Consider the following 20,434-nt stretch of genomic DNA (forward strand, 5'->3'; position numbering starts at 1 on the left):
GCTCAGCCGAGAGGTGGCGGTGCGGTCGATGCCCGCACCACGAGCTCGGTCGCCAGCTCGATGTGCAGGGCATCGAGCTGATGCTGCTCCAGGAGCCTCACCAGCAGCGACACCGCCATGCGGCCCATCTCCTGCAGCGGCTGGCGCACGGTCGTCAGGCCCGTCGCCTGGGCCAGGTCCAAATCATCGAATCCGGTGATTGACAGGTCGGCCGGCACGCGCAGGCCGCGCTCGGCCGCCGCGCCCATGGCCCCGACGGCCGCCTTGTCGTTGAAACATACGAGCGCGGTCGGGCGGTCCGGCAGGTCGAGCAGCGCGGCGGCGGCCCGGTGCCCGCGCTCGGTGGTCGGCTCGACGCTGTGCAGGAGCTGAGGCTCCATGAGCACGCCGACGTCGGCCAGGGCGGCGTTGTGCCCGGCCAGGCGGGCGTCGCTGGCCAGCCACTCGGTCGGCCCGCCGATGACCCCGATGCGGCGGTGGCCGAGCTCGACCAGGTGCGCGGTGAGGCGGCGGGCCCCGGCGAAGTGGGCGGCCGAGACCGACACGATGTCCTTGGGCAGCGTGGTGCGCGGGTCGACGACCACGAACGGCATCCGCCGCCGCTGCAGCTCGACCAGGTCGTCGCCCGGCTCCGGCGGCAGGATGACGATGACGCCGGTGACCGGCTCGCGGCCGTCCAGGTCGGCCAGCAGGGGCGTGCGCTGGGCCGCCTCGCCGGCGGTGAGCACCAGCTGGCGGCCGTGCAGCGTGAGCGTCTCGGCGATCGAGGAGACGATCAGGCCGAAGTAGTCGGTGAGGACGTACGGGCAGCGCACGAACACCGTGCCGCCCTTCGGCTTGCCGCTGACCCCGATCCGGGCCCGCAGCCGCTCGGCCGCCTCGTGCACGAGCGCCCGGGTCGCGGGCGTGACGGCGTGGTGGTCGTTGAGCGCGCGCGAGACGGTCGCGATCGACATGCCGGTCTCGGCCGCGATGTCCCGCACGGTCACCCGCCGATGGCCGGCCATCGTCACACCTCTTTCTTTTAGGACACTTGACAGTCAATCCCGGGGGCGGTTTGCTGATGCCCAGCGATGTTACAGGACGTTTCATTTCGTTACATCGCCGTCGGCGTCCGCACCGCCTTCGAACGGCCTTAGGAGGCCACATGCGCATCAGACTGCGCTACGCGATTGCCGCAGCCGCGGCGGCGACCCTCGGCGCCGCCGGCTTCATCGTGGCACCGGACGCGCTCGCCGCGGCCGAGACCGTCAACGTCTGGCTCACGACGACGAGCGACGCCGGTGGCCGCACCGTGACCCGCGGGCTCGCCCAGCAGCCCGCCGTCGCCTTCTCCGCCGGCACCGGGAGCAGCGCGCAGACCATCACCGTCAACGACGCCACGAGATACCAGACGTTCGCCGGTGGCGGTGCCTCGTTCACCGACACCGCGGCCTGGCTGATGAACAGCTCCGGGGCGCTGTCGGCGGGCACTCGCAGTACCGTGATGCAGAAGCTCTTCGATCCGGTCAACGGCATCGGCGTGAGCTTCCTGCGCAACCCGATGGGCGCGTCGGACCTGGCCCGCTCCGGCTACTCCTACGACGACCGCCCGGCGGGGCAGACGGACCCCGGTCTGGCCGGCTTCAGCATCTCGCACGACCTGGCGGATGTACTGCCACTGACCAAACAGGCCCAGCAGCTCAACCCGCAGCTGACCACCATGGCGAGCCCCTGGACGGCGCCGGGCTGGATGAAGGACAGCGGCAGTCTCAACGGGGGCTGGCTGCAGGCGCAGTACTACGCCGCCTATGCGCAGTACTTCGTGAAGTACATCCAGGCGTACCAGGCCCAGGGTGTGAAGGTCGACTTCGTGACGCCGCAGAACGAGCCCACGTGCTGCGCCGGCTACCCGTCGATGAGCTGGAACGGCAACGGCCTCGACTTCTTCGTCGGCTCGAACCTGCTGCCCGCACTGCACGCGGCCGGGCTGTCCACCAAGGTCCTCGTGCACGACTGGAACTGGGACGTGTACGACGCGTACGCCGCCCAGGCCGTCAACGACGCCGCCATCCGCAACGACTCCCTCTTCGGCGGCATCGCCTGGCACGGCTACGGCGGCGACGTCACGAAGCAGACGACTGTGCACAACCAGTACCCGGCGCTCGACGCGTACAGCACCGAGCACTCCGGCGGCACGTGGATCGCCAACCAGCAGCAGGAGGACATGCTGAACATGATCGACTACGGCCGGAACTGGTCGAAGTCGTTCACCAAGTGGAGCCTCGCGGTCGACCAGAACATGGGCCCGCACTACGGCGGCTGCGGCACCTGCACCGGCCTCATCACGGTCCACAATGGAGACTCGCGCTCCGGCCAGGTCGACTACACCATCGAGTACTACACGATGGGCCACCTGACGAAGTTCGTCCGCCCGGGCGCGTGGCGGGTCGACTCCACCGCCAACGGCTCGGTGCCGAACATCGCGTACCTCAACCAGGACGGGACGCGGGCGCTCATCGCGTACAACAACACCGCGTCCACACAGCAGGTGACGGTGAACTGGAGCGGGCAGCACTTCACCTACTCCCTGCCCACGAAGACGTCGGCCACCTTCACGTGGAAGTCCGGGGTCTCCGGTGGCGGCGGTGGCGGCTCCCGGACCGGCGCCATCACGGGGCTGGGCGGCAAGTGCGTCGACGTGGCGGGCGCGTCGACGGCCAACGGCACGGCGGTGCAGATGTACACCTGCAACGGCTCGGGCGCGCAGCAGTGGACGATCGGCACCGACGGCACGGTGCGCGCCCTGGGCAAGTGCCTGGACGTGACCGGCGCGAACGCCGCGGACGGGACGAAGGTGCAGCTGTACGACTGCAACGGCTCCGCGGCGCAGACCTGGGCCGCCGGTTCGGACGGCACCCTGCGGTCGTTGGGCAAGTGCCTGGACGTCTCGGACAACTCGACGGCCGACGGCGCCCGCCTGCAGATCTGGACGTGCTTCGCGGGGGCCAACCAGCGCTGGACACTGCCCGCCTAGCGCCGTCCGGTCGAAGCGTCCGGGTCCCGGGCGGCACCGGTGGGGTGGCCGCCCGGGACCCGGATTATGTTGGCGCACGTGCTGTTCATGGTGATCGAGACGTTCCGCGGCGGCCAGCCCCGCCCGGTGTACGACCGGGCCCGCGCACAGGGCCGCCTGCTGCCCGAGGGCCTGCGGTACGTCGACAGCTGGGTGGCCGCCGACTTCGCCCGCTGCTACCAGCTGATGGAGTGCGACGAGCTGACCCTGCTGATGCGCTGGATCGCCGAGTGGACCGACCTGGTCGACTTCGAGGTCGTCCCGGTCGTCCCCTCCGCCCAGGCCTCCCCGCTGATGAGCTGACCGTCACGAGCCGATCTGCCGACGAGCTAGCGGCCGCGGCGGGTCCCGGTCCGCTCGCGCGGCTGGCGGCGGGCCGGCGTCTCGAGGCGGCGGTGTCCCGGCCAGACGAGCGTCAGCTCGCCGCCGACGTCCAGCGCCGACCAGGCCGACTGGGCCCGGTGCAGCGCGGCCACGGCGCCGCGCAGCTGCTCGATGGTCACCGGCATGAACGGCTCGACGGCGTGGAACCGGGGCAGCTGCGCCTCCGGGACCGCGGCGGCCCGCTCGCACAGACCGCCGATGAGCTCGGCCCGCTGCAGGCGGTCGCGGTGCTCACGGATCATGTCCGCGGAGCGCTCGCCCGCGTGCGGCGGACGGCGGCCGGACTCGTGGTGCATGCTGCGAAACACCACGCCGCCGGCGATGGCGCCCCAGATGCCGTCGGCCAGCCCGAGCGCGTCCTCGACCGTGTAGTGGACCAGGTCGTGCGGCGTCTCCGGGCCCGCCGGGCCGGCGTCCATCCGGTAGACGACACCGTCGTCGCGCTCGATGCGCACATACGCCCGCACATGGTCGGCGAACCGGATGAACGTTACCCGCATGCCCTCCACGATGACCGCGTCCCCGGCCCGGTTCAACCGATTAACCCGGCCGAAACGACGCTGCCGCAGCATGGAGCGCATGGTCGACGAACGCGCACAGCTCGAGGTGGCCACGCTCGGCCCGTGCCGGGTCGACTCGCCGCTCTCGGCACTGCTGCGGCGGCAGGGCACCACGCAGCACTACGTCGACCCGGCCGACCGGGTGCTGCTCGACGACACGGTGGCGCTCGTCGCCGCGCGCGGGGTACCGGTGGACGAGCTTCCGGGTTTTGAGCCCGGAGGGCCGCGAGCCAAGATCTATTTCGATCCGTCGAAGACGCGGGTCGGCATCGTCACGTGCGGCGGGCTGTGCCCAGGGCTCAACGACGTGATCCGGGCGCTGGTGCTGGAGCTCACCAACCACTACGGGGTGCGGCGGATCTTCGGCTTCCGCAACGGCTACCAGGGGCTGACCGCGCGCTACGGCCGGCCCGTGCTCGACCTGGACCCGGAGGTGGTGGCGGGCATCAACGAGTACGGCGGGACGATCCTCGGCACCTCGCGCGGCAACCAGGACCCGGGCGAGATCGTCGACTGCCTGGAGCAGCTGAGCATCAACGTGCTGTTCGTGATCGGCGGCGACGGCTCGATGCGCGGCGCCCTGCGCATCGCCGAGACGGTGGCCGAGCGGGGCCTGCGGATCGCGGTCGTCGGCGTGCCGAAGACCATCGACAACGACATCCCGTACATCGAGCGCTCCTTCGGCTTCCAGACCGCCTTCGGCAAGGCGACCGAGGCGATCCGGGCCGCCCACGTGGAGGCGACGGCGTTCCCGAACGGTATCGGGCTGGTGCAGCTCATGGGGCGGCACTCCGGCTTCATCGCCTGCTACGCGGCGCTGGCCAACAACGACGCCGACTATGTGCTGATCCCCGAGGTGCCGTTCGCGCTCGACGGGCCGGGCGGCTTCCTGGAGCATCTGCGCCGGCGGGTCGTCGAGCGCGGGCACGCGATGGTGGTGGTGGCCGAGGGGGCGGGGCAGGAGTACCTGACGGCGACCGGCCGCGACGCGTCGGGCAATGCGCGGCTGGAGGACTTCGGGCGCTATCTGCGCGGCCGGATCGCCGCGCACTTCGCGGAGGCCGGCGTCGAGGCCAACCTGAAGTACATCGACCCCAGCTACACGATCCGCAGCGTGCCCGCCGACCCCTACGACAGCGTGTACTGCATCCGCCTCGCCCACGCCGCCGTGCACGCCGCGATGGCCGGGCGCACGGAGATGGTCGTCGGCCGCTGGCGGGGCCGGTTCGTGCACGTGCCGATCACGCTGGCCATCAGCTCCCGCAACCTGGTCGACCCCGACGGCGACCTGTGGCTGTCGGTCCTCGAGGCGACCGGCCAGCCACCCCTGTTCACCGGCGCGGGCGATCGGGTTGGCGGGGCACCGGCATAGTTGGGGCATGGAGCGTACGGCATCGCGGGCCGTCGAAGTGGTGGGCGCCTATGTGTTGCTCGTCGGGCTGCTCGGGGTGGTGGGCTGGCTGTCCTTCCACGTGGTGCGGTCGGCGCAGCGGGCGGCGCTGAGCGAGGGGGCCGGGCCGTGCACCGCGGCGGGGCAGCGGGACTGCCGGTCCGAGGCGGAGGTGGCGGTGGTGCGCAGGGCGTCGGGCGGCGGCGCCGAGGGCGATGACGTGACCTACTCCATCGTCACCGGGCCGGACGGCCGGTCGGTGACGGTGGACCGGGCCGCCTACGACGCGCTGCGGGCCGGTGACCGGGTCCGGCTCGTCTCGTTCGACGGGGAGATCACGCACGTCGTCTACTCGGGGGGCGAGGTGGCGACGGGCGAGTACAGCGACCGCGTCACCGGCTACACCTGGCTGCTCTGGATGGCCGCGCCCCTGTGCTGCAGCGCCGCCTGGCTCACCGTGACACTGCACCGCACCGGGGAGTTCGAGGGCTACCTGATGTTCGGGTCGGCGGTGATCACCGCGCTGTTCTCGGTGGTCCTCGCCCTGCCGCTGCACACGGGCCTGGCCTGGCTGATCGGGGCGGTGCCGGCCGCGTTCACCGGCGTCGTCCTGCTCGCGGCGGCCACGTCGGCCGGCTGGGTGCGGTGCACCCGGCCGGCCGGGTGAGGCTCAGCCGCGGCGGGCGCGCACGGCCGCCGCGAGGTCGTCCAGGAGCGACTCGGTCGTGTCCCAGGACATGCAGGCGTCGGTGACGCTCTGGCCGTAGGTGAGCTCGCCGCCGAGGTCCTGGCGGCCGGCGACCAGGAAGCTCTCCAGCATCACGCCGGCGATGCCGTCCTGCCCGCCCGCGACCTGCTCGGCGACCTCGCGGGCGACGGCGGCCTGGCGGACGTGGTCCTTGCCGCTGTTGCCGTGGCTGGCGTCGACGATGAGCCGGCGCGGCATCTCGGCCTTCTCCAGGCGGGCCAGGGCGTCGGCGACGTCGGCCGGGCCGTGGTTCGGGCCCGAGCGGGCGCCGCGCAGGATGATGTGGCAGTCGGGGTTGCCGGTGGTGGAGACGACGGCGGCCCGGCCGTCCTCGTCGACGCCGAAGAAGACGTGCCGGCTGGCTGCGGTACGGCAGCCGTCGATCGCGACCTGCACGTCGCCGTCGGTGCCGTTCTTGAACCCGACAGGCATGGACAGGCCCGAGGCGAGCTGGCGGTGCACCTGGCTCTCCGGCGTGCGCGCGCCGATCGCGCCCCAGGACACGGCGTCGGCGATGTACTGCGGGCTCGTCGGCTCCAGGAACTCGCACCCGACGGGCAGGCCCAGGCCCAGCACGTCGAGCAGCAGCCGGCGGGCCAGGCGCAGGCCCCGCGGCACGTCGAAGGTCTCGTCGAGCCCGGGGTCGTTGATGAGCCCCTTCCAGCCGACGGTCGTGCGGGGCTTCTCGAAGTACACCCGCATGACAATTGCCAGGTCGGGGGCCAGCCGGGCGGCGAGCGGAGCCAGACGGCGGGCGTAGTCGACGGCGGCCACCGGATCGTGGACCGAGCACGGCCCCACGACCACGAGGAGCCGGTCGTCGGCACCGGACGTGATGCGGTGGACGTCGTCCCGGCCGCGCTGCACCACTGCCGCGCGCTCGTCGTCCATGGGCAGCTCGGCGGAGAGCTCGCGCGGCGTGAACAGCGGGCGGTAGCCGGTGACGCGGAGATTGCTGGTTTCCATGCCCGTCTCGTTTCCTTCCAAGGAGGCGGGCCCGTCGACAACCCGAGCCTGCCGTCTGACACGACGAAGGGCAGAGACTGCGGCGTCTCTGCCCTTGCTGGCTCCGGGTGGTTTCAGGTCAGCGCAAATTGCCGCCGGCTCCACCCGGAGCCACGGTAAAAGCGCGATAACCCAAAAGCACGCCGCAACTGTACCCCATGAGGGCGGGACTTCCGGCCCTATAAGCCCGATCGGGCGCGGGCCTACCGTCGGCTCATGTGGAACATCGCTGATGTCATGACGTTCGGGGCGGTTTCCGTGACGGCGGACACACCGTTCAAGGCGATCGTCGACCTGCTCGAAGCCCACGGTGTCAACGCGGTCCCGGTGGTCGACGCGGCCGACCGGGTCGTCGGCGTGGTGTCGTCCGCTGATCTGCTGCCCAAACTCGAGGTGTCCGGCACGGAGAAGGCCCACGCCACCGCGGCCGCCGAGCTGATGAGCGCGCCGGCCATCACCGTCGTCAGCACCGCCACCCTGCCGAAGGCCGCCCGGATCATGGAGTCGGCCGCGCTCAAGCGCCTCCCCGTCGTCGACGACCACGGCCGCCTGGTCGGCATGGTGACGCGCCGCGACCTGCTGAAGGTGTTCCTGCGCAGCGACGCGGAGATCCGCCGTGAGGTCACCGGCCTGTGCGCCCGCGCCGGCATCGACGTCGAGGTGGCCGACGGCGTGGTCACACTGCTGGGCGAGGTCGGCCGCCAGTCGGCGATCCCGGCCTTCGTCCGCCGCGTCGAGCGCGTGGACGGGGTCGTGGACGTCGTGAGCCTGCTGAGCTGACGCTCTGTGTAGGGTTGGCCGGTGGCCATTGCCCGGTATCAATTGGGGATCGACTTCGGCTCGTCGACGACGGTGGCCGTCACGCGCGGCCCGGACGGGCGGGTCCGGCCGCTGCTGTTCGACGCCTCACCGCTGCTGACCTCGGCCGTCTTCGCCGGGCCGGGCGGCGCGCTGCTCACCGGCGCCGACGCCGAGCGGGCCGCGATCGGCCACCCGGCCGGCCTGGAGGCCAGCCCGAAGCGCTGCATCGACGACAGCGCCGTGTGGCTCGGTGACCGAGAGTATCCGGTCGCCGACCTGATCGCCGCCGTCCTCGGCCGCGTGCGCACCGAGGCCCGCCGGGTCCACGGCGGCGAGCCGGAGCGGACAGTGCTGACCCACCCGGCCGGCTGGGGCCCGGCCCGGCTGGCCGTCCTGGGCGACGCGGCGGCCCGGGCCGGCCTCAGCGCCGTCGCGTTCGTCCCCGAGCCGGTCGCCGCGGCCGACTACTTCGCCGGCGTCCTCGGCCGCGCGATCCCGCCCGGCCGCGCCCTGCTCGTGTACGACCTCGGCGCCGGCACCTTCGACGCCACCGTCCTGCAGGCCGGCGCCGACGGCTACCGCATCGCCGGCTCGGCCGGGCTGACCGACGTCGGCGGCCTCGACCTCGACGCCGCGGTCGTCGCCGCCGCCCGGGCCCACACCGCCGGGGCGTCCGCCGAGTGGGAGCGGCTCGACCGCCCCCGGGCACCCGCCGACCACCAGGCCCGCTACACCCTGTGGCGCGGCGCCCGCGCGGTGAAGGAGCAGTTGTCCCGGCACCCGGCCGCCGACCTGCACGTCCCGCTGGCCGACACCGACGTCCGGCTGGTCCGCGACGAGTTCGAGGCGATGGCCGCCCCCTTCCTGCACCGCACGGTCGGCTGCGTCCACGCCCTCCTGCGCGACTGCCGCCTGACCCCGGCCGACCTGGAGGCGGTGTTCCTGGTCGGCGGCTCGACCCGCATCCCCCTGGCCGGCACGCTGCTGCACCGGGCCCTCGGCATCGCCCCGACGGTGCTCGACCAGCCGGAGCTGGTGGTCGCGGAGGGCAGCCTGCACGGCCTGGCGCCGTCACCGCCTTCGCGGACGCCGCTGCCGCCCGAGCCCGCGCCGTCGCCGGCTCCGCCGGTGTCCGTGCCGGCCGCCCCGGCGGCACCGCCACAGCGCCCCCGTCGGCGGCTGCTGGTCGCCGGCGGGGCCGCCGTGCTGCTCGCCGTCGCCGCGGCGGTCGTCGTCTACGTCAACGCCGACGCGTCCGATGGGACCGGCCAGCCCGGTGCGCTCGGCGGGAGCTCCGGACCGCCCCGCTCGTCCGCCACCGTCCCGTCCCCGGCCCCGCCCGGTGGGAGGGCGCTCACCGGGCACACCGGCGTCGTGTCCGGCGTCGCGTTCAGCCCGGACAGCAGGACCCTGGCCACCGCCAGCAACGACCACACGGTCCGGCTGTGGGACGTCGCCGCGCCGGCCCAGGCCCAGTACACCCTCGCCGAGCACAGCGACTCCGTCCTGGCCGTCGCGTTCAACCCGAAGAGCGCGACGCTCGCCACGGGCAGCGGTGACGGCACCGGGCGCATCTGGGACCTCGACCGCAACCAGTCGACGCACACGCTGAGCGGGCACCAGGTGGCCGTGTGGAGCGTCGCGTACTCCGGCGACGGCAAGACCCTGGCCACCGGCGGGAACGAGGGCGCGGTCCGGCTCTGGAACGCCGCCGACGGCCGGTTCCTGCGCGCGATGACCGCCCACGACGGCCCGGTCCAGGCCCTGGCCTTCAGCCCCGACGGCGCCGTCGTCGCGAGCGGGGGCGACGACGGCAAGGTCCGCCTGTGGAAGGCCGCCGACGGCAGCCCGCTGACCGCGGCCGACGACGGCTGGTCCGTGAGCGGCCTGGCGTTCAGCCCGGACGGGAGGTACCTGGCCACCGTCGACGAGAACGGCACCTTCCGGCTGCGCGACAGCACCACCGCCGGCCAGGTCCGCAAACTCCCGCCGCGCCAGGACGTCACCGCCTACGCTGTCGCGTTCAGCCCGGACAGTAAGCTGCTGGCCATGGGCACGAGCGAGGGTCAGGTCACGCTGTACGACGTGGCGGCCTGGCAACCGCTGAAGACGATGCCCGGGCCGAAGGAGAGCGTCCGGTCCGTCGCGTTCAGCCCCGACGGCCGCTTCCTGGCCGCCGGCTCCGTCGACAACACCGCGTGGCTGTGGAGCCTGCGATGACCGGCACCGACCTCGACGGCCTGCGCGCCGGTGACCTGGACGCGCGCGAGGCCCACCTGTACGACCTGCTGGACCGGGCCCGCGACTTCGGCGACCCCGCGGCGCTCGCGGCCCTCGAGGCGCTGGTGCGCGACTACACGCAGTACCACCGCTCGCTGTACACGCGGGCCATGAACCAGGCCGGTGTCCTGGCCGCGCACCTGCCGGTGGAGGCGGTGCGGGAGCCGCTGCTGGAAGCCCTGACGGACACCCGCTACAACTGCCAGGCGTGGGCGGCCATGGGCTGCGCGGCGTTCGGGGTGCGGGCGGCGGTACCGACGCTTGTCGAGCTTCTGGAAAGTCCACAGTGGATAATCGTGGACGAGGCGATCAAGGCGCTCGGTGCGCTCGGCGACGCCTCGGTGGTACCGCCCCTGCGCCCGCTCCTGGCCGACGACGTGGAGTGGGTGCGGCAGCGAACCGCCGACGCGCTGGCGGAGATCGGCGGCCCGGAGGCGCTCGACGCCCTGTGGCACGAGTTCGAACACCGCCACTTCCCCCGCATCGGCCACATCGCCAGCGCCCTGGCGACGTTCACCCCCGACGTCATCCCCCGCCTGATCACCGCCTCCGACGACCCGGACCCGAACCGCCGCTACTGGGCCGCCGTGGCCCTGGGCTCGACCGGCGACGAGCAGGTGGCCCCGGTCCTGGAACGCCTCCAGGCCCAGGACCGCGGCGCCACGGTCTTCGACGGCGAGGTCCGCGCCGCCGCGAAGAAAGCCCTCCGCACCCTCCGCCGGATCCAGGCCGCCGTCGCCGCCCGCGAGCAGCCCTCGCCCTGACCGGCCCCGCCGCCCGGCGCCGGGCGCAAAACCTGCCGACCTCACCCGGGCGGCCACGCGTGCCTCGGCGGACCGCCTACAGGATCGTGACCTGGACCGTGTACGAGGGCACGTCGCCGGGGACCACCCGGTAGGCGACCCGCTGGATCTGGCGGTCATCCGCGAACAGCGCCACACCGCCGAGCTCGCCCAGGTGCGACCGGTCGAGCGTGGGCGAGACCGGCCGGCCCTGCAGGACGTCACCGACGCCGCCGAGATAGTTCGTCGCGTCGGCCGGTGGCCTCGGCGTCGGCGACCGGACCGTCACGTCGAGGGCGCCGCGCGGGGGCGCTCGGGGTCGGCGAGTGTCACGGTGTCCCGGCGGCGCCCTCGACCTGCATGACCGACAGCAGGACGGCCCACTCCGCGAAGCCGGTGCGCAGCTCGCACGCGGCGGTGCTGCCGGGCCAGACGACGTCGGCCTCGCCCAGGACGACCTGGGGCAGGGCCACGACCGACGGCTGGGGCAGCAGGCTCTTCACGTTGCCGGCGATGATGTTCATCAGCTCTCCGGCGGCGTCGACGATGTCCTCCAGGCGCACGCTCGCGTGCGGCATCTCCAGCATCGACCCGGCCATGGCGGCGGCGCCGTCGACGGAGCAGCGCAGGACCACGTGGCCGTTCCAGGCGCCGGCGATCGAGACCGCCGCGGTGACGTCGAACTGCTCGACGTACGAGGCTGCCGGTAGCGGCTCGCCCGGCGGTGTCCCGCCGAGATAGGCGGTCCACACCTGCCACACGATGCCCTGGAGGGCTTCGGCGCTGACTGGCCCGCCGTCGAGTTCTGCCCGCATGGAAACGGCTCCCTTCGGCACCCGCCTCATCGTCCGGGGCCCGGCCTGGTTAAGGTTTGACGACGTGGAACTTTCGCAGGAGAACGCCTGGCTGCGCCGCAAGGCCGAGGACCCGGAGCACACGGGCTGGTACATCGAGCGCTTCCGGAAGCTGGCCGCGGCCGGGGAGGACCTGGCGGGGGAGGCTCGGCTCGTCGACGCCATGGTGCCCCGCCGGGCGCGGATCCTCGATGCCGGCAGCGGCACCGGGCGGGTCGGGGCGGCCCTGCACGCGGCCGGGCACGACGTGATCGGGGTCGACCTGGACCCCGAGCTGGTGCTGGCCGCCCGCAAGGACCACCCGGGGCCGTCGTGGCTCGTCGGTGACCTGGCCGACCTTGACATCCAGCCGGCCGGTTTCGACGCAATTGTCAGCGCCGGGAACGTGATGGCATTCGTCGCGCCGGCGACGAGAATCAAGATCCTCGAAAACTGCAAGCGCCATCTCAAAGACGGCGGCAGATTGATCATCGGCTTCGGGGCCGGGCGCGGATACGCGTTCGAGGACTTTCTCGACGACGCCCGGGCGGCCGGACTCAGGCAGGATGTCCTGCTCGCGACCTGGGACCTTCGGCCATTCACCCCGGAATCCGACTTTCTTGTCGCAATTCTGAGCTGATCCGTGCCCCATGCCGAGATCCAACCCACGCTAATGTCGTCCGCGTGGTGGGCTTGGTATTGGGGGCGCTGCGGGCCCGGCGGGTGCAGGCACTGGTGATGCTGGCGCTGGCCGTGCTCACCGCGGTCGCCGCGGCCGTCGCGGCCCGGGCGGCCCATGCGGCCGGTGACAGCGCGGCGCAGGCCCGCATCGCCGGTGCCACGGTCCCCGAGCGCACGCTGCGGGTCCGCGGTACCGCCGCCGCCCCCGACCGCCCCGACGACGTCCTGCGCCGCATGGCAAACCTCGTCGACGCCCCGATCGACGAGAAGGCCGGCGGCATGCGGCTGCCCGGCGACCTGGTCGACGGCTCCGGCGGCCGCAGGACCGCCGCCGAGCTGCGCTCGGCCGAGAAGTTCTGCGGCAACGTGACGCTGCGGCAGGGGCGGTGCATCCAGGCCGACGGCGAGGTCGTGCTCCCCGAGGAGCTGGCCCGCCTGCTCGGCGTCACGGTGGGCGGCGAGATCGTCCACGAGTCCGGGCTGACGGCGGCTGCGGTACCACTGCAGGTCGTCGGCCTGTATGCACCCGCCGACCCGGCCGGCTGGTTCTGGGCCGGCCAGGACGGTGCCGCCGCCTACACGACGAGCCCCACCGTCGCGTCGGCCAAGGCCACCGTGACCGTCACGTTCGACGCCCTGCTGGAGCCGGCGGCGTTCGACGACCCGGCCGAGCTCAAGGCCGGTGTCGACCGGCTGCGGGCGGCGCGCTTCGAGGTGACCTCGGGTGCGCCCGCGCTGGCCGACGCGCTGCGGGCCGACCGCCGGGCCGTGCAGCGGGGGATCGGGCTCGACGAGGCGCAGATCCTGCTCTTCGGCGGGCTGGCCGTCGCCGTCGCCGCCGCCTACGCCGCGCAGGAGCGCCGGGGCGACGCCGCCCGCCTGGCGATCCGCGGCCTGCCCCGCTGGCGCATCCGGGCCGCGACCGCCCTGCAGAGCCTGGTGCCGCTCGCGGTCGGCGCGGCCTGGTCGCCGCGGCTGTTCGCGGCCGGGGCGGTCATCGTCGTCGCGGCCGACTGGAGCGCCACCCGCGGCGGCGTCGGCGAGCTCATGCGCGACGTGCGGCCCCGCCGGCCACTCGCCGCCGCGACCGCCGAGGTGTGCGCGCTCGGGCTGGCCGCGGCCGCGCTGTTCCAGATCGTCGCCGCCCCCGCCGCCGACGTGCGCCACGACACCGGCTTCGGCCTCGCCCAGGTCGCGCCGCTGCTGATCGCGGCCGGGCTCGGCGTGCTCGGCACCCGGCTGCTGCTGGCCGGGGCCGGGTTCTACGGACGCCACGCGCTGGCCGCCGGCCGGCTCACCGCGGCCCTGACCGGGCTGACGCTCGGGCGCCGGCGCACCGCGTATCGGATCATCCCCCTTCTCGCCGCCGCCACCTGCATCCTCGCGCTCGCCGCCCAGGACTGGCGGGGCGGCACCACGGCGCGGGCCGAGCGGGCCGGGGTCGAGGTCGGCGCCGAGCGGGTCCTGCGGGTCGCGCCGGTCGGCCGGGAGCGCCTGCTCGCCGCGGTCCGCGCGGCCGACCCCGGCGGCCGGGAGGCGATGGCGGTCGTCGTCACCGGTGACGTCATCGCCGTCGACGCCCCGCGCCTGCTGGCCGTGTCCGGGGTCGACGGCGCCGCCCTGCACCCGGCCGCTCCGGAGCCGCTGCGGTTCACGGGCACCGACCTCCAGCTCAAGGGGGCCGGCACCCGGATCCGCGTCCTGCTCGCCGTGGAGGGGACCGGCGAGCAGCTCGTGGCCGAGTTCGGGTCCGGCTCGGGGGCGACGGTCCCCGGCTGCGCCAACGGCTGCCGCGTCGAGGCGGTGGAGGCCGATCCGGGCGCCGTGGAGCTGCAGGAGCTCGTCGCGGACGGCCGGGTCGTCGTCCCCGCCGCCGTCTTCGCCGACCCGGCCCGCTGGCGGACCACGGTGGCCCAGGCGAGCGCCGGTGTGCAGATCCGCCAGAGCGGCGGGACCCTGCGCCTGGCCGATGTCGAGCCGCGCGTGCAACGACCGACGGACAGCCGGGTGTACGTCGTGGACGCCCCCGTCCCGCTGCCCGCCCTCGTGGCCGGGGACGCGGCCGCCAACGACAAGCACGACCAGCCGGCGGTGAGCATGTTCGGCGCGACGGTGCCCGTGGCCGCCGTCTCCTCGGTGATCGTCCCGCGGGGCGGCGGCACCGGCGTCCTCGTCGACCTGGAGTACGCCGGGCGGATCAGGGCCGTGGCCGTCGGCGCGGTGCCGTCCGCCGAGCGCCCCGAGGTGTGGCTGGCCAAGGGCGCCGGTGACGGCGTCATCGCCCGGCTGCGCTCGGCCGGGCTCGACATCACCGGCAGCGACTCCGTGGCCGCGGCGACCGACCGGGCCGGCCGGCTCACCCCCGCCGTGATCGCGCTCGGCGACCTGGCCGGGGCCGGGATCGTGCTGCTGCTGGCCGCGGTGGCCGCGTTCGTGGTGGCCGCCGTGGACCGCCGCGACCGCGACGCCGAGCTGCGCTCGCTGCGCCGCCAGGGTGTCCCGCAGCGGGTCGTGCGGCGGGTCGAGCGCTGGGCCGGGCTGATCCCGGTGCTCGTGTCGGTGGTGATCGGCGTTTCGGCGGCGATGCTGCTCCGCGCCCTCGACCCGCCGCCGGTGCGCCCCTTCACCGACCCGTGGCCGGTCCTGCCGCCCGCGATCCAGCCCCTCGCCGCGCTCGTGGCGGGCCTCGTCGCGCTGGCCGTCCTGACCGCCGCGATCATCAAGAAGGGCCGAGCATGATCGCGCTCATCCTCGGCATGCTGCGGTCCCGCCTCGGCCGCGCGCTGACCGTGGCCCTGCTGACCGCGCTGGCCACCGTGGCCGCCGTGGCGGCGCCCGTCTACGTAGCCCGGACGGACCGGCAGATCGTCGACACCGCCGTCGCCCAGGCCACCACCAAGGAGCGCAACATCCAGGTCAGCGGCGGGGTCGATGCCGGCAGCGACGGCCGGATCCCGGCCACCTTCGAGCGGCTGGGCTCGGGCTGGGTCGACGCGCCCGGCTACACGTCGGTGTTCCGGGCCCAGTTCGCCGCGCAGTCCGAGGCGACCCCGATCGTCGACGCCGACCAGCTCAGCCGGGTGGTGTTTCGCGAGAGCCTCTGCGAGCACGTGGTCGTCGTCGCCGGCCGGTGCCTGATGGGCACGGGCGACGCCGTCCTCAGCGTGGGGGCGGGCGACCGGCTGAAGGTGAAGCCGGGCGACGCGGTCGGGCTGACCGGCTCGGTGTTCGACGCGATCAGCAACCGGTACCTCGCCGCCGGGCCGCCCACCCCGATCACCGTCGTCGGGATCGTCCGCGCCCGCGACGGCACCGAGCCCTACTGGGGCTCCGGCGGCGCGCTCACCGACGCCGACGGCCCCGCGTACTACGTCGACCGCCGCACCCTCGCCACCTTCTCCCGCGGCTCCGAGCTGCAGACGTACGACGCCTACCCGCAGCCGGGCGCGATAAGCGTCGAGCACCTGGACGCGCTGCGGGCCTGGGTGGAGGACTCCGGGCGGCGCAACAACAGCGGCGCGCGCCTCACCACCGACCTCGGCGCGCTGCTGGACCGCATCGACGAGCGGCGGGCCGACGTGCGCGCGACGGTGCCGTTCGCCGTCGCGCCCGTCCTGGTGCTCGCCTGGGCGGTCATCATCCTCGCCGTGGCCGCGGCCACCCGGGCCCGCCGCTTCGAGCACGGCATCATCGCCCTGCGCGGCGTGTCCCGCCCCAACCGCTGGTGGCTGGCGACCGGGGAGACGCTCCTGCCGATGCTGCTCGGGGCCGTGGCCGGGTTCACCGCGGTGGGCGGCTGGACCACGCCGGGCGCGCCGCTCTACGCCGCCGTCGCCGTGGTCGGCGCGGTGCTGGCCGGGCTCGTCGTCGGTGTGCGCACGGTCTCCGGGCCGGTCGCCGCGCTGCTGCGCCGGGTCGATGTCCGAAGTGGACGGTGGGGCGCACGGATCGCCGTGTTCGCCGCCGTCGCCGCGGCCGCGGCCACGTTCCAGCTCCGCGGCGGCAGCGGGGGAGTGGCCGGGGTCGCTCCGGCGCTCGTGCTGCTGGCGATCGCGCTGCTGACCGCTGTCGTCGCGCCGCTGCTGGCCGCCCGCCTGGGCGCGTCGGCGCTGCGCCGGGGCCGGCTCACCGGTGCGCTGGCCGGCCTGTCGCTGGCCCGCCGCCCGTCGGCCGCCCGGCTGCTGGCGGTGCTCGTGGTCGCCCTGTCCTCGCTGGCCTTCGCGGCCGCGGCGGTGACGCAGGCCGATCAGCGGCGGGCGGACCAGGCGCAACAGGCCATGGGCGCTTCGACGGTACTGTCGGTGGGCGCCACGACCCGGCACGCGCTCCTGGAGGCGGTGCACGCGGCCGACCCCGACGGCCGCTATGCGATGGCGGTGGTGCCGATCCCGGGCGGGCTGGCCGTCGACTCGCCGCGCCTGGCCGTCGCCGGCAACGACGGCTGGGCCGCTCCGCTGCGTCCGGTCGCGCCGGCGGACTCGGCGACGGTCACCGGTACCACCCTCGACCTGGACATCACCGTCACGTTGCTGGACCGGACGGATGACGCGTTCGCCGCGGTCGTCGCCCCGCTCAACGGCCGGCCCAACGCCACCGTCGAGTTCGGTGCGGTCAAGGCGGGCCGCCACACGTACAGCGCGGCGATGCCCTGTGCCGGCGGGTGCCGCCTGATCCAGCTCGCGTTCCGGCTGGCGCCCTACGCCGGGCCGGCCCTGGAGCTGACCCTCCACAATGCTCCGACGACGACCTGGCAGTCCCCGCCCGGCGCGACGGTCACCGTGCAGGGGCAGGACGTGGCGATGAAGCTCCCGCCCGGCCCGGACGCCGGCACCGGCGTCCTGCGCCCCGGCAGCGGTCCGGCCGTCCTGCCGGTGGTGTCGACCGGCCCGCTGCCGCCGACCGGCCTGCTCACCGTGTTCGACCGGCAGCGCCAGCTGCCCGCGAAGGTCGTCGCCACCGTGCCCCGCCTGCCGCGCCTGGGCACCGACGGACTGCTCGTCGACCTCGAGTCCGCCGACCGGCTCTCCATCGACAGCGCGGCCACCGGCGCCGAGGTCTGGCTCGCCGCGGACACGCCTCAGCCGGTGCTCGACGCGATCGCCGCCCACGGCGTGACGATCGACGCCCGGCGCACGGTCGCCGACGCCCGGGCCGCCCTCGCCGGTGAAGGCTCTGCGCTGGGCCTGCGCTTCTACCTGGTGGCCGGGGTTCTCGCCGTCGTGCTGGCGGCCGCGGCCCTGCTCAGCGGTACCGTCGAAGGTGCGTCGAACGATCTGCGGACCCTGCGCGGCCAGGGCCTGGCCGCGCGCCGGGCCCGGCTCGTGGAGCCGCTCGCCGCCGTCCTGCTCGTGCTGTTCGCGGGGGTCGTGGCGGTCCCGGCCACCGTGGCGGCGTGGGCGGCCGCGGCGCCGCCCGACCTGCGCGGCGTGCCGGCGCTCGGCCCGCCGCTGGCCGCGCTGGGCGCCGGGCTGGTGCTGCTCGTGGTGGTCGCGGTGCTCACCGCGACCACGACGCGCGCTCAGGCGCGGGTGAGCAGGAAGCGGTGAATCCGCCCGGCGACGTCGGCCAGGTCGTGTGAGCCGTCGACGACGAGGTCGGCGAGCTGCCGCCCGGTGGCGACGGTGCGCAGGTGGGTCTCGCGGCCGCCGGCGAGGTACGCCCGCAGTATCACCGCCGGGTCCCGGTGGTCGAGCGCCCGCCGGGCCAGGCTCAGGTCCAGTGGCGTGTCGACGTACACCGTCCACTTCGCGGCCCACCGGATCGGCGGCAGCGCGAGGGCGTACACACCCTCGACCACGACCATCCGCGCCTCCTCGTGCGCGTCCAGGCGCAGCTGCAGCGCCGGCAGGTCGACCGCGTGCGGATCGTCGTCGCCGCTGTCGCCGAGATCGACGACCGGCGCGTGAGCGAGTTTGCCCACCTCGGAGGCGATGCTGGTCTTGCCCGACCCGGCCGGGCCGCCGATGACCAGCAGGGGCGGCAGCACGCGCATCACGGGCGAGACCCTACCGTGCCGGGGGCTGCGGCACGAACCCGTTGCGCGGTTCGGGCGCATCTTCACCGGGACGGGCCCAGTGGGATGACTGTCGATGCATCGTGCGCGCGGAGCACCTTGGCGAGCACTGTCGCCACGGTCTGCGCCTCGGCCCGGGTCATCTGCCCCGTGAAGTGCCGCTCGATCCCGGCCAGGTAGGTCGGCGCGGCCGCCTTCAACCGGGCCCGCCCGGCCGCGGTGAGCTTCGCGAACGCCGAGCGCTTGTCGTCGGGGTTGGCCACCCGCTCGACGAGCCCCGCCCGCACCAGCTCGTCCACGACCCGGCTGACCCGGCTGCGGCTGACCACGGCGGCCGCCCCGAGCGCCGACATGGTGAGCCGCCTGGCCGGGGCGGCGTTGAGCTCGAGGAGCACGTCGTACCAGGTGAGCGGCAGTCCGTGCGCGGCCTGCAGCTCCTGGTCGAGCACCGGCGTCAGCGCGGCGTGCACCCGCAGGAGCGCCGCCCAGGCCGCAGTGTTGTCCACCGTCACACCGTACCAACTCTTGTGCGCGCGCACGCACACGGCTACCTTGGCCGGAGTCAAGGTGCGTGCGCACGCACATTTATACCCGGAGGTTGTTGTGACACGTTTGCTGCACATTGCCGCGTCCCCGCGGGGCGACGAGTCCGAGTCCCTCGCGCTGGCGAGCACATTCCTGGAGGTGTACCGCGAGCTGCACCCAGAGGACGAGGTGGCGGAGTGGGACCTGTGGGACGGCACGCTGCCCGAGTTCGGCCCGGCCGCCGCGGCCGCCAAGATGGACGTCTTCGCCGGCCGGACCCCGACCGGCCCCGGCGCCGCCGCCTGGCAGGCCGCCCGCGCCACCTTCGACCGCTTCGCCGCCGCCGACAAGTACCTGTTCTCGGTGCCGATGTGGAACGCGTCAGTGCCATACATCCTGAAGCAGTTCATCGACGTGGTCAGCCAGCCCGGCACCGTCTTCGGCTTCGACCCCGACCAGGGCTACTCCGGCCTGGTGACCGGGCGCAAGGCGGCGGTGCTCTACACGAGCGCGGTGTACGGCGAGGGCCGCGCCCCGTCCTTCGGCGCCGACTTCCAGTCCCCGTTCTTCGACGGCTGGCTCCGCTGGGCCGGCATCACCGACCTCACCACCGTCGAGCTCCGCCCCAACCTGGCCGTCGCCGACCCCGAAGCCCGCCGCGCCCGCGCTCACACCGAGGCGATCGAGGCCGCGAAGAACTTCTGAATCCGCTCCCAGGCATCCCGGGCCGCCGCACTGTCTGCGTCGAGGAAGAACGCGTGCGGCGTATCCGGGTACACGATGACCTCGTGGCGGTCGCCGAGCGCGGCCCGGACCTGCACGATGTCCTCGGCCGGGACGACATGATCGCGGTCCCCGACCAGGAACAGCAGCTCGCCCGAGATCTCCGGCGCGAGCGTGAGCGTGGGCTCGGGCCGGCTCAGCGGGATCTCGGTCCCGGTGAGCCACCCGGGATAGAGCACCACGGTGGCCGCGACGCCGAGCCGGGCCGCCGCCACGAACGCCGCATGGCCGCCCAGACTCACCCCGAGCAGCCCGGCCTTCTCCCCGGCCACCCCTTCCGCCCGCAGCAACTCCAGGCACTCCCGGACGTCCTCGACGACCCCGTCCCGGGTCAGCCCCTCCATCAGCGCAAACCCCCGCCGCCGACCCTGCGCGTCCTGGGGCAGCTCGACCCCGTCCTCAGCCCGGTGATACAGGTCCGGCGCCACCGCCACGAACCCGGCCGCGGCGAGCCGATCGACACAACGCCTGACACTCCCATCCACCCCGAACAACTGGTGCAGCACGACGACCCCCGGATGCGGCCCGGCCCCACCGGGACGCGCAACATACATCTGCATACGCCGAACCCTACCGACCGCCAAACCCCCGCGC

19 protein-coding genes are annotated in these 20,434 nt (G+C 74.1%); 11 read left to right on the top strand and 8 right to left on the bottom strand.

Annotated features, from left to right (window positions below; all coding sequences use genetic code 11):
- Positions 1-2 precede the first annotated feature (2 nt).
- On the bottom strand, positions 3-1,007 hold the full coding sequence (locus Dvina_RS15220) for a LacI family DNA-binding transcriptional regulator (protein ID WP_223105538.1): 1,005 nt from the start codon (positions 1,005-1,007) through the stop codon (positions 3-5).
- A gap of 140 nt (positions 1,008-1,147) precedes the next feature.
- On the opposite strand from Dvina_RS15220, the gene Dvina_RS15225 reads away from it, so the two are divergent.
- Both Dvina_RS15225 and Dvina_RS15230 read left to right on the top strand, forming a co-directional pair.
- Positions 1,148-3,016: a ricin-type beta-trefoil lectin domain protein gene (locus Dvina_RS15225; RefSeq protein WP_223103133.1), complete on the top strand. Its 1,869-nt coding sequence runs from the start codon at positions 1,148-1,150 to the stop codon at positions 3,014-3,016.
- Between the two features lie 87 nt (positions 3,017-3,103).
- Entirely contained in the window at positions 3,104-3,358 is a 255-nt protein-coding gene (locus Dvina_RS15230; RefSeq protein WP_246656536.1) for a DUF3303 domain-containing protein, read from the top strand.
- Positions 3,359-3,384: 26 nt separating this feature from the next.
- Here the strand turns inward: Dvina_RS15230 and Dvina_RS15235 are convergent, their stop codons facing one another.
- On the bottom strand, positions 3,385-3,939 hold the full coding sequence (locus tag Dvina_RS15235; protein ID WP_223103135.1) for a hypothetical protein: 555 nt from the start codon (positions 3,937-3,939) through the stop codon (positions 3,385-3,387).
- Positions 3,940-4,018: 79 nt separating this feature from the next.
- Here Dvina_RS15235 and Dvina_RS15240 point away from each other — a divergent pair, with 79 nt between their 5' ends.
- Entirely contained in the window at positions 4,019-5,371 is a 1,353-nt protein-coding gene (locus tag Dvina_RS15240) for an ATP-dependent 6-phosphofructokinase (RefSeq protein WP_223103136.1), read from the top strand.
- Between the two features lie 7 nt (positions 5,372-5,378).
- Positions 5,379-6,056 (top strand): hypothetical protein, encoded by a 678-nt coding sequence (locus tag Dvina_RS15245; protein ID WP_223103137.1) that lies wholly within the window; start codon positions 5,379-5,381, stop codon positions 6,054-6,056.
- Positions 6,057-6,059: 3 nt separating this feature from the next.
- Here Dvina_RS15245 and Dvina_RS15250 read toward each other — a convergent pair whose 3' ends face one another.
- Positions 6,060-7,103: a 3-deoxy-7-phosphoheptulonate synthase gene (locus tag Dvina_RS15250; RefSeq protein ID WP_223103138.1), complete on the bottom strand. Its 1,044-nt coding sequence runs from the start codon at positions 7,101-7,103 to the stop codon at positions 6,060-6,062.
- A 255-nt stretch (positions 7,104-7,358) separates the two neighbouring features.
- On the opposite strand from Dvina_RS15250, the gene Dvina_RS15255 reads away from it, so the two are divergent.
- Genes Dvina_RS15255 through Dvina_RS15265 form a run of 3 tightly spaced genes read left to right on the top strand, consistent with a single transcriptional unit; the run spans position 7,359 to position 10,987 of the window.
- Complete coding sequence (locus Dvina_RS15255; protein WP_223103139.1) at positions 7,359-7,922, top strand: CBS domain-containing protein; 564 nt, start codon at positions 7,359-7,361, stop codon at positions 7,920-7,922.
- Positions 7,923-7,943: 21 nt separating this feature from the next.
- Positions 7,944-10,163, top strand: coding sequence for a WD40 domain-containing protein (locus Dvina_RS15260; protein ID WP_223103140.1), 2,220 nt, complete (start codon positions 7,944-7,946; stop codon positions 10,161-10,163).
- Complete coding sequence (locus Dvina_RS15265) at positions 10,160-10,987, top strand: HEAT repeat domain-containing protein (RefSeq protein ID WP_223103141.1); 828 nt, start codon at positions 10,160-10,162, stop codon at positions 10,985-10,987. The genes Dvina_RS15260 and Dvina_RS15265 overlap by 4 nt, the downstream gene beginning before the upstream one ends.
- A gap of 76 nt (positions 10,988-11,063) precedes the next feature.
- Here the strand turns inward: Dvina_RS15265 and Dvina_RS15270 are convergent, their stop codons facing one another.
- Complete coding sequence (locus Dvina_RS15270) at positions 11,064-11,294, bottom strand: hypothetical protein (RefSeq protein WP_223103142.1); 231 nt, start codon at positions 11,292-11,294, stop codon at positions 11,064-11,066.
- 40 nt (positions 11,295-11,334) lie between these two features.
- On the bottom strand, positions 11,335-11,820 hold the full coding sequence (locus tag Dvina_RS15275) for a chemotaxis protein CheX (protein ID WP_223103143.1): 486 nt from the start codon (positions 11,818-11,820) through the stop codon (positions 11,335-11,337).
- Here Dvina_RS15275 and Dvina_RS15280 point away from each other — a divergent pair.
- From Dvina_RS15280 to Dvina_RS15290, 3 genes are read left to right on the top strand one after another with little or no spacing between them, the layout of a single operon-like run.
- On the top strand, positions 11,819-12,478 hold the full coding sequence (locus Dvina_RS15280) for a class I SAM-dependent methyltransferase (protein ID WP_223103144.1): 660 nt from the start codon (positions 11,819-11,821) through the stop codon (positions 12,476-12,478). The genes Dvina_RS15275 and Dvina_RS15280 overlap by 2 nt on opposite strands.
- Positions 12,479-12,522: 44 nt before the next feature.
- Positions 12,523-15,258: a hypothetical protein gene (locus Dvina_RS15285; RefSeq protein WP_223103145.1), complete on the top strand. Its 2,736-nt coding sequence runs from the start codon at positions 12,523-12,525 to the stop codon at positions 15,256-15,258.
- Positions 15,255-18,065, top strand: a complete 2,811-nt coding sequence (locus tag Dvina_RS15290; RefSeq protein WP_223103146.1) for a hypothetical protein — start codon at positions 15,255-15,257, stop codon at positions 18,063-18,065. Before Dvina_RS15285 ends, Dvina_RS15290 begins: the two co-directional genes overlap by 4 nt.
- On the opposite strand, the gene Dvina_RS15295 is transcribed toward Dvina_RS15290, so the two are convergent.
- Both Dvina_RS15295 and Dvina_RS15300 read right to left on the bottom strand, forming a co-directional pair.
- A complete protein-coding gene (locus tag Dvina_RS15295; protein WP_223103147.1) occupies positions 18,038-18,514 on the bottom strand; it encodes a nucleoside/nucleotide kinase family protein in 477 nt (158 codons plus the stop codon). The genes Dvina_RS15290 and Dvina_RS15295 overlap by 28 nt on opposite strands.
- 62 nt (positions 18,515-18,576) lie before the next feature.
- Entirely contained in the window at positions 18,577-19,038 is a 462-nt protein-coding gene (locus tag Dvina_RS15300) for a MarR family winged helix-turn-helix transcriptional regulator (protein ID WP_246656228.1), read from the bottom strand.
- 97 nt (positions 19,039-19,135) lie between these two features.
- Between Dvina_RS15300 and Dvina_RS15305 the strand changes: the two genes are divergently transcribed.
- Positions 19,136-19,762, top strand: coding sequence for an FMN-dependent NADH-azoreductase (locus tag Dvina_RS15305; RefSeq protein WP_223103149.1), 627 nt, complete (start codon positions 19,136-19,138; stop codon positions 19,760-19,762).
- Here the strand turns inward: Dvina_RS15305 and Dvina_RS15310 are convergent.
- A complete protein-coding gene (locus tag Dvina_RS15310) occupies positions 19,726-20,400 on the bottom strand; it encodes a dienelactone hydrolase family protein (RefSeq protein ID WP_223103150.1) in 675 nt (224 codons plus the stop codon). The two genes, Dvina_RS15305 and Dvina_RS15310, sit on opposite strands and share 37 nt — an antisense overlap.
- Between the last annotated feature and the right edge of the window lie 34 nt (positions 20,401-20,434).

The organism is Dactylosporangium vinaceum (assembly GCF_019904175.1).
Lineage (GTDB): Bacteria > Actinomycetota > Actinomycetes > Mycobacteriales > Micromonosporaceae > Dactylosporangium > Dactylosporangium vinaceum.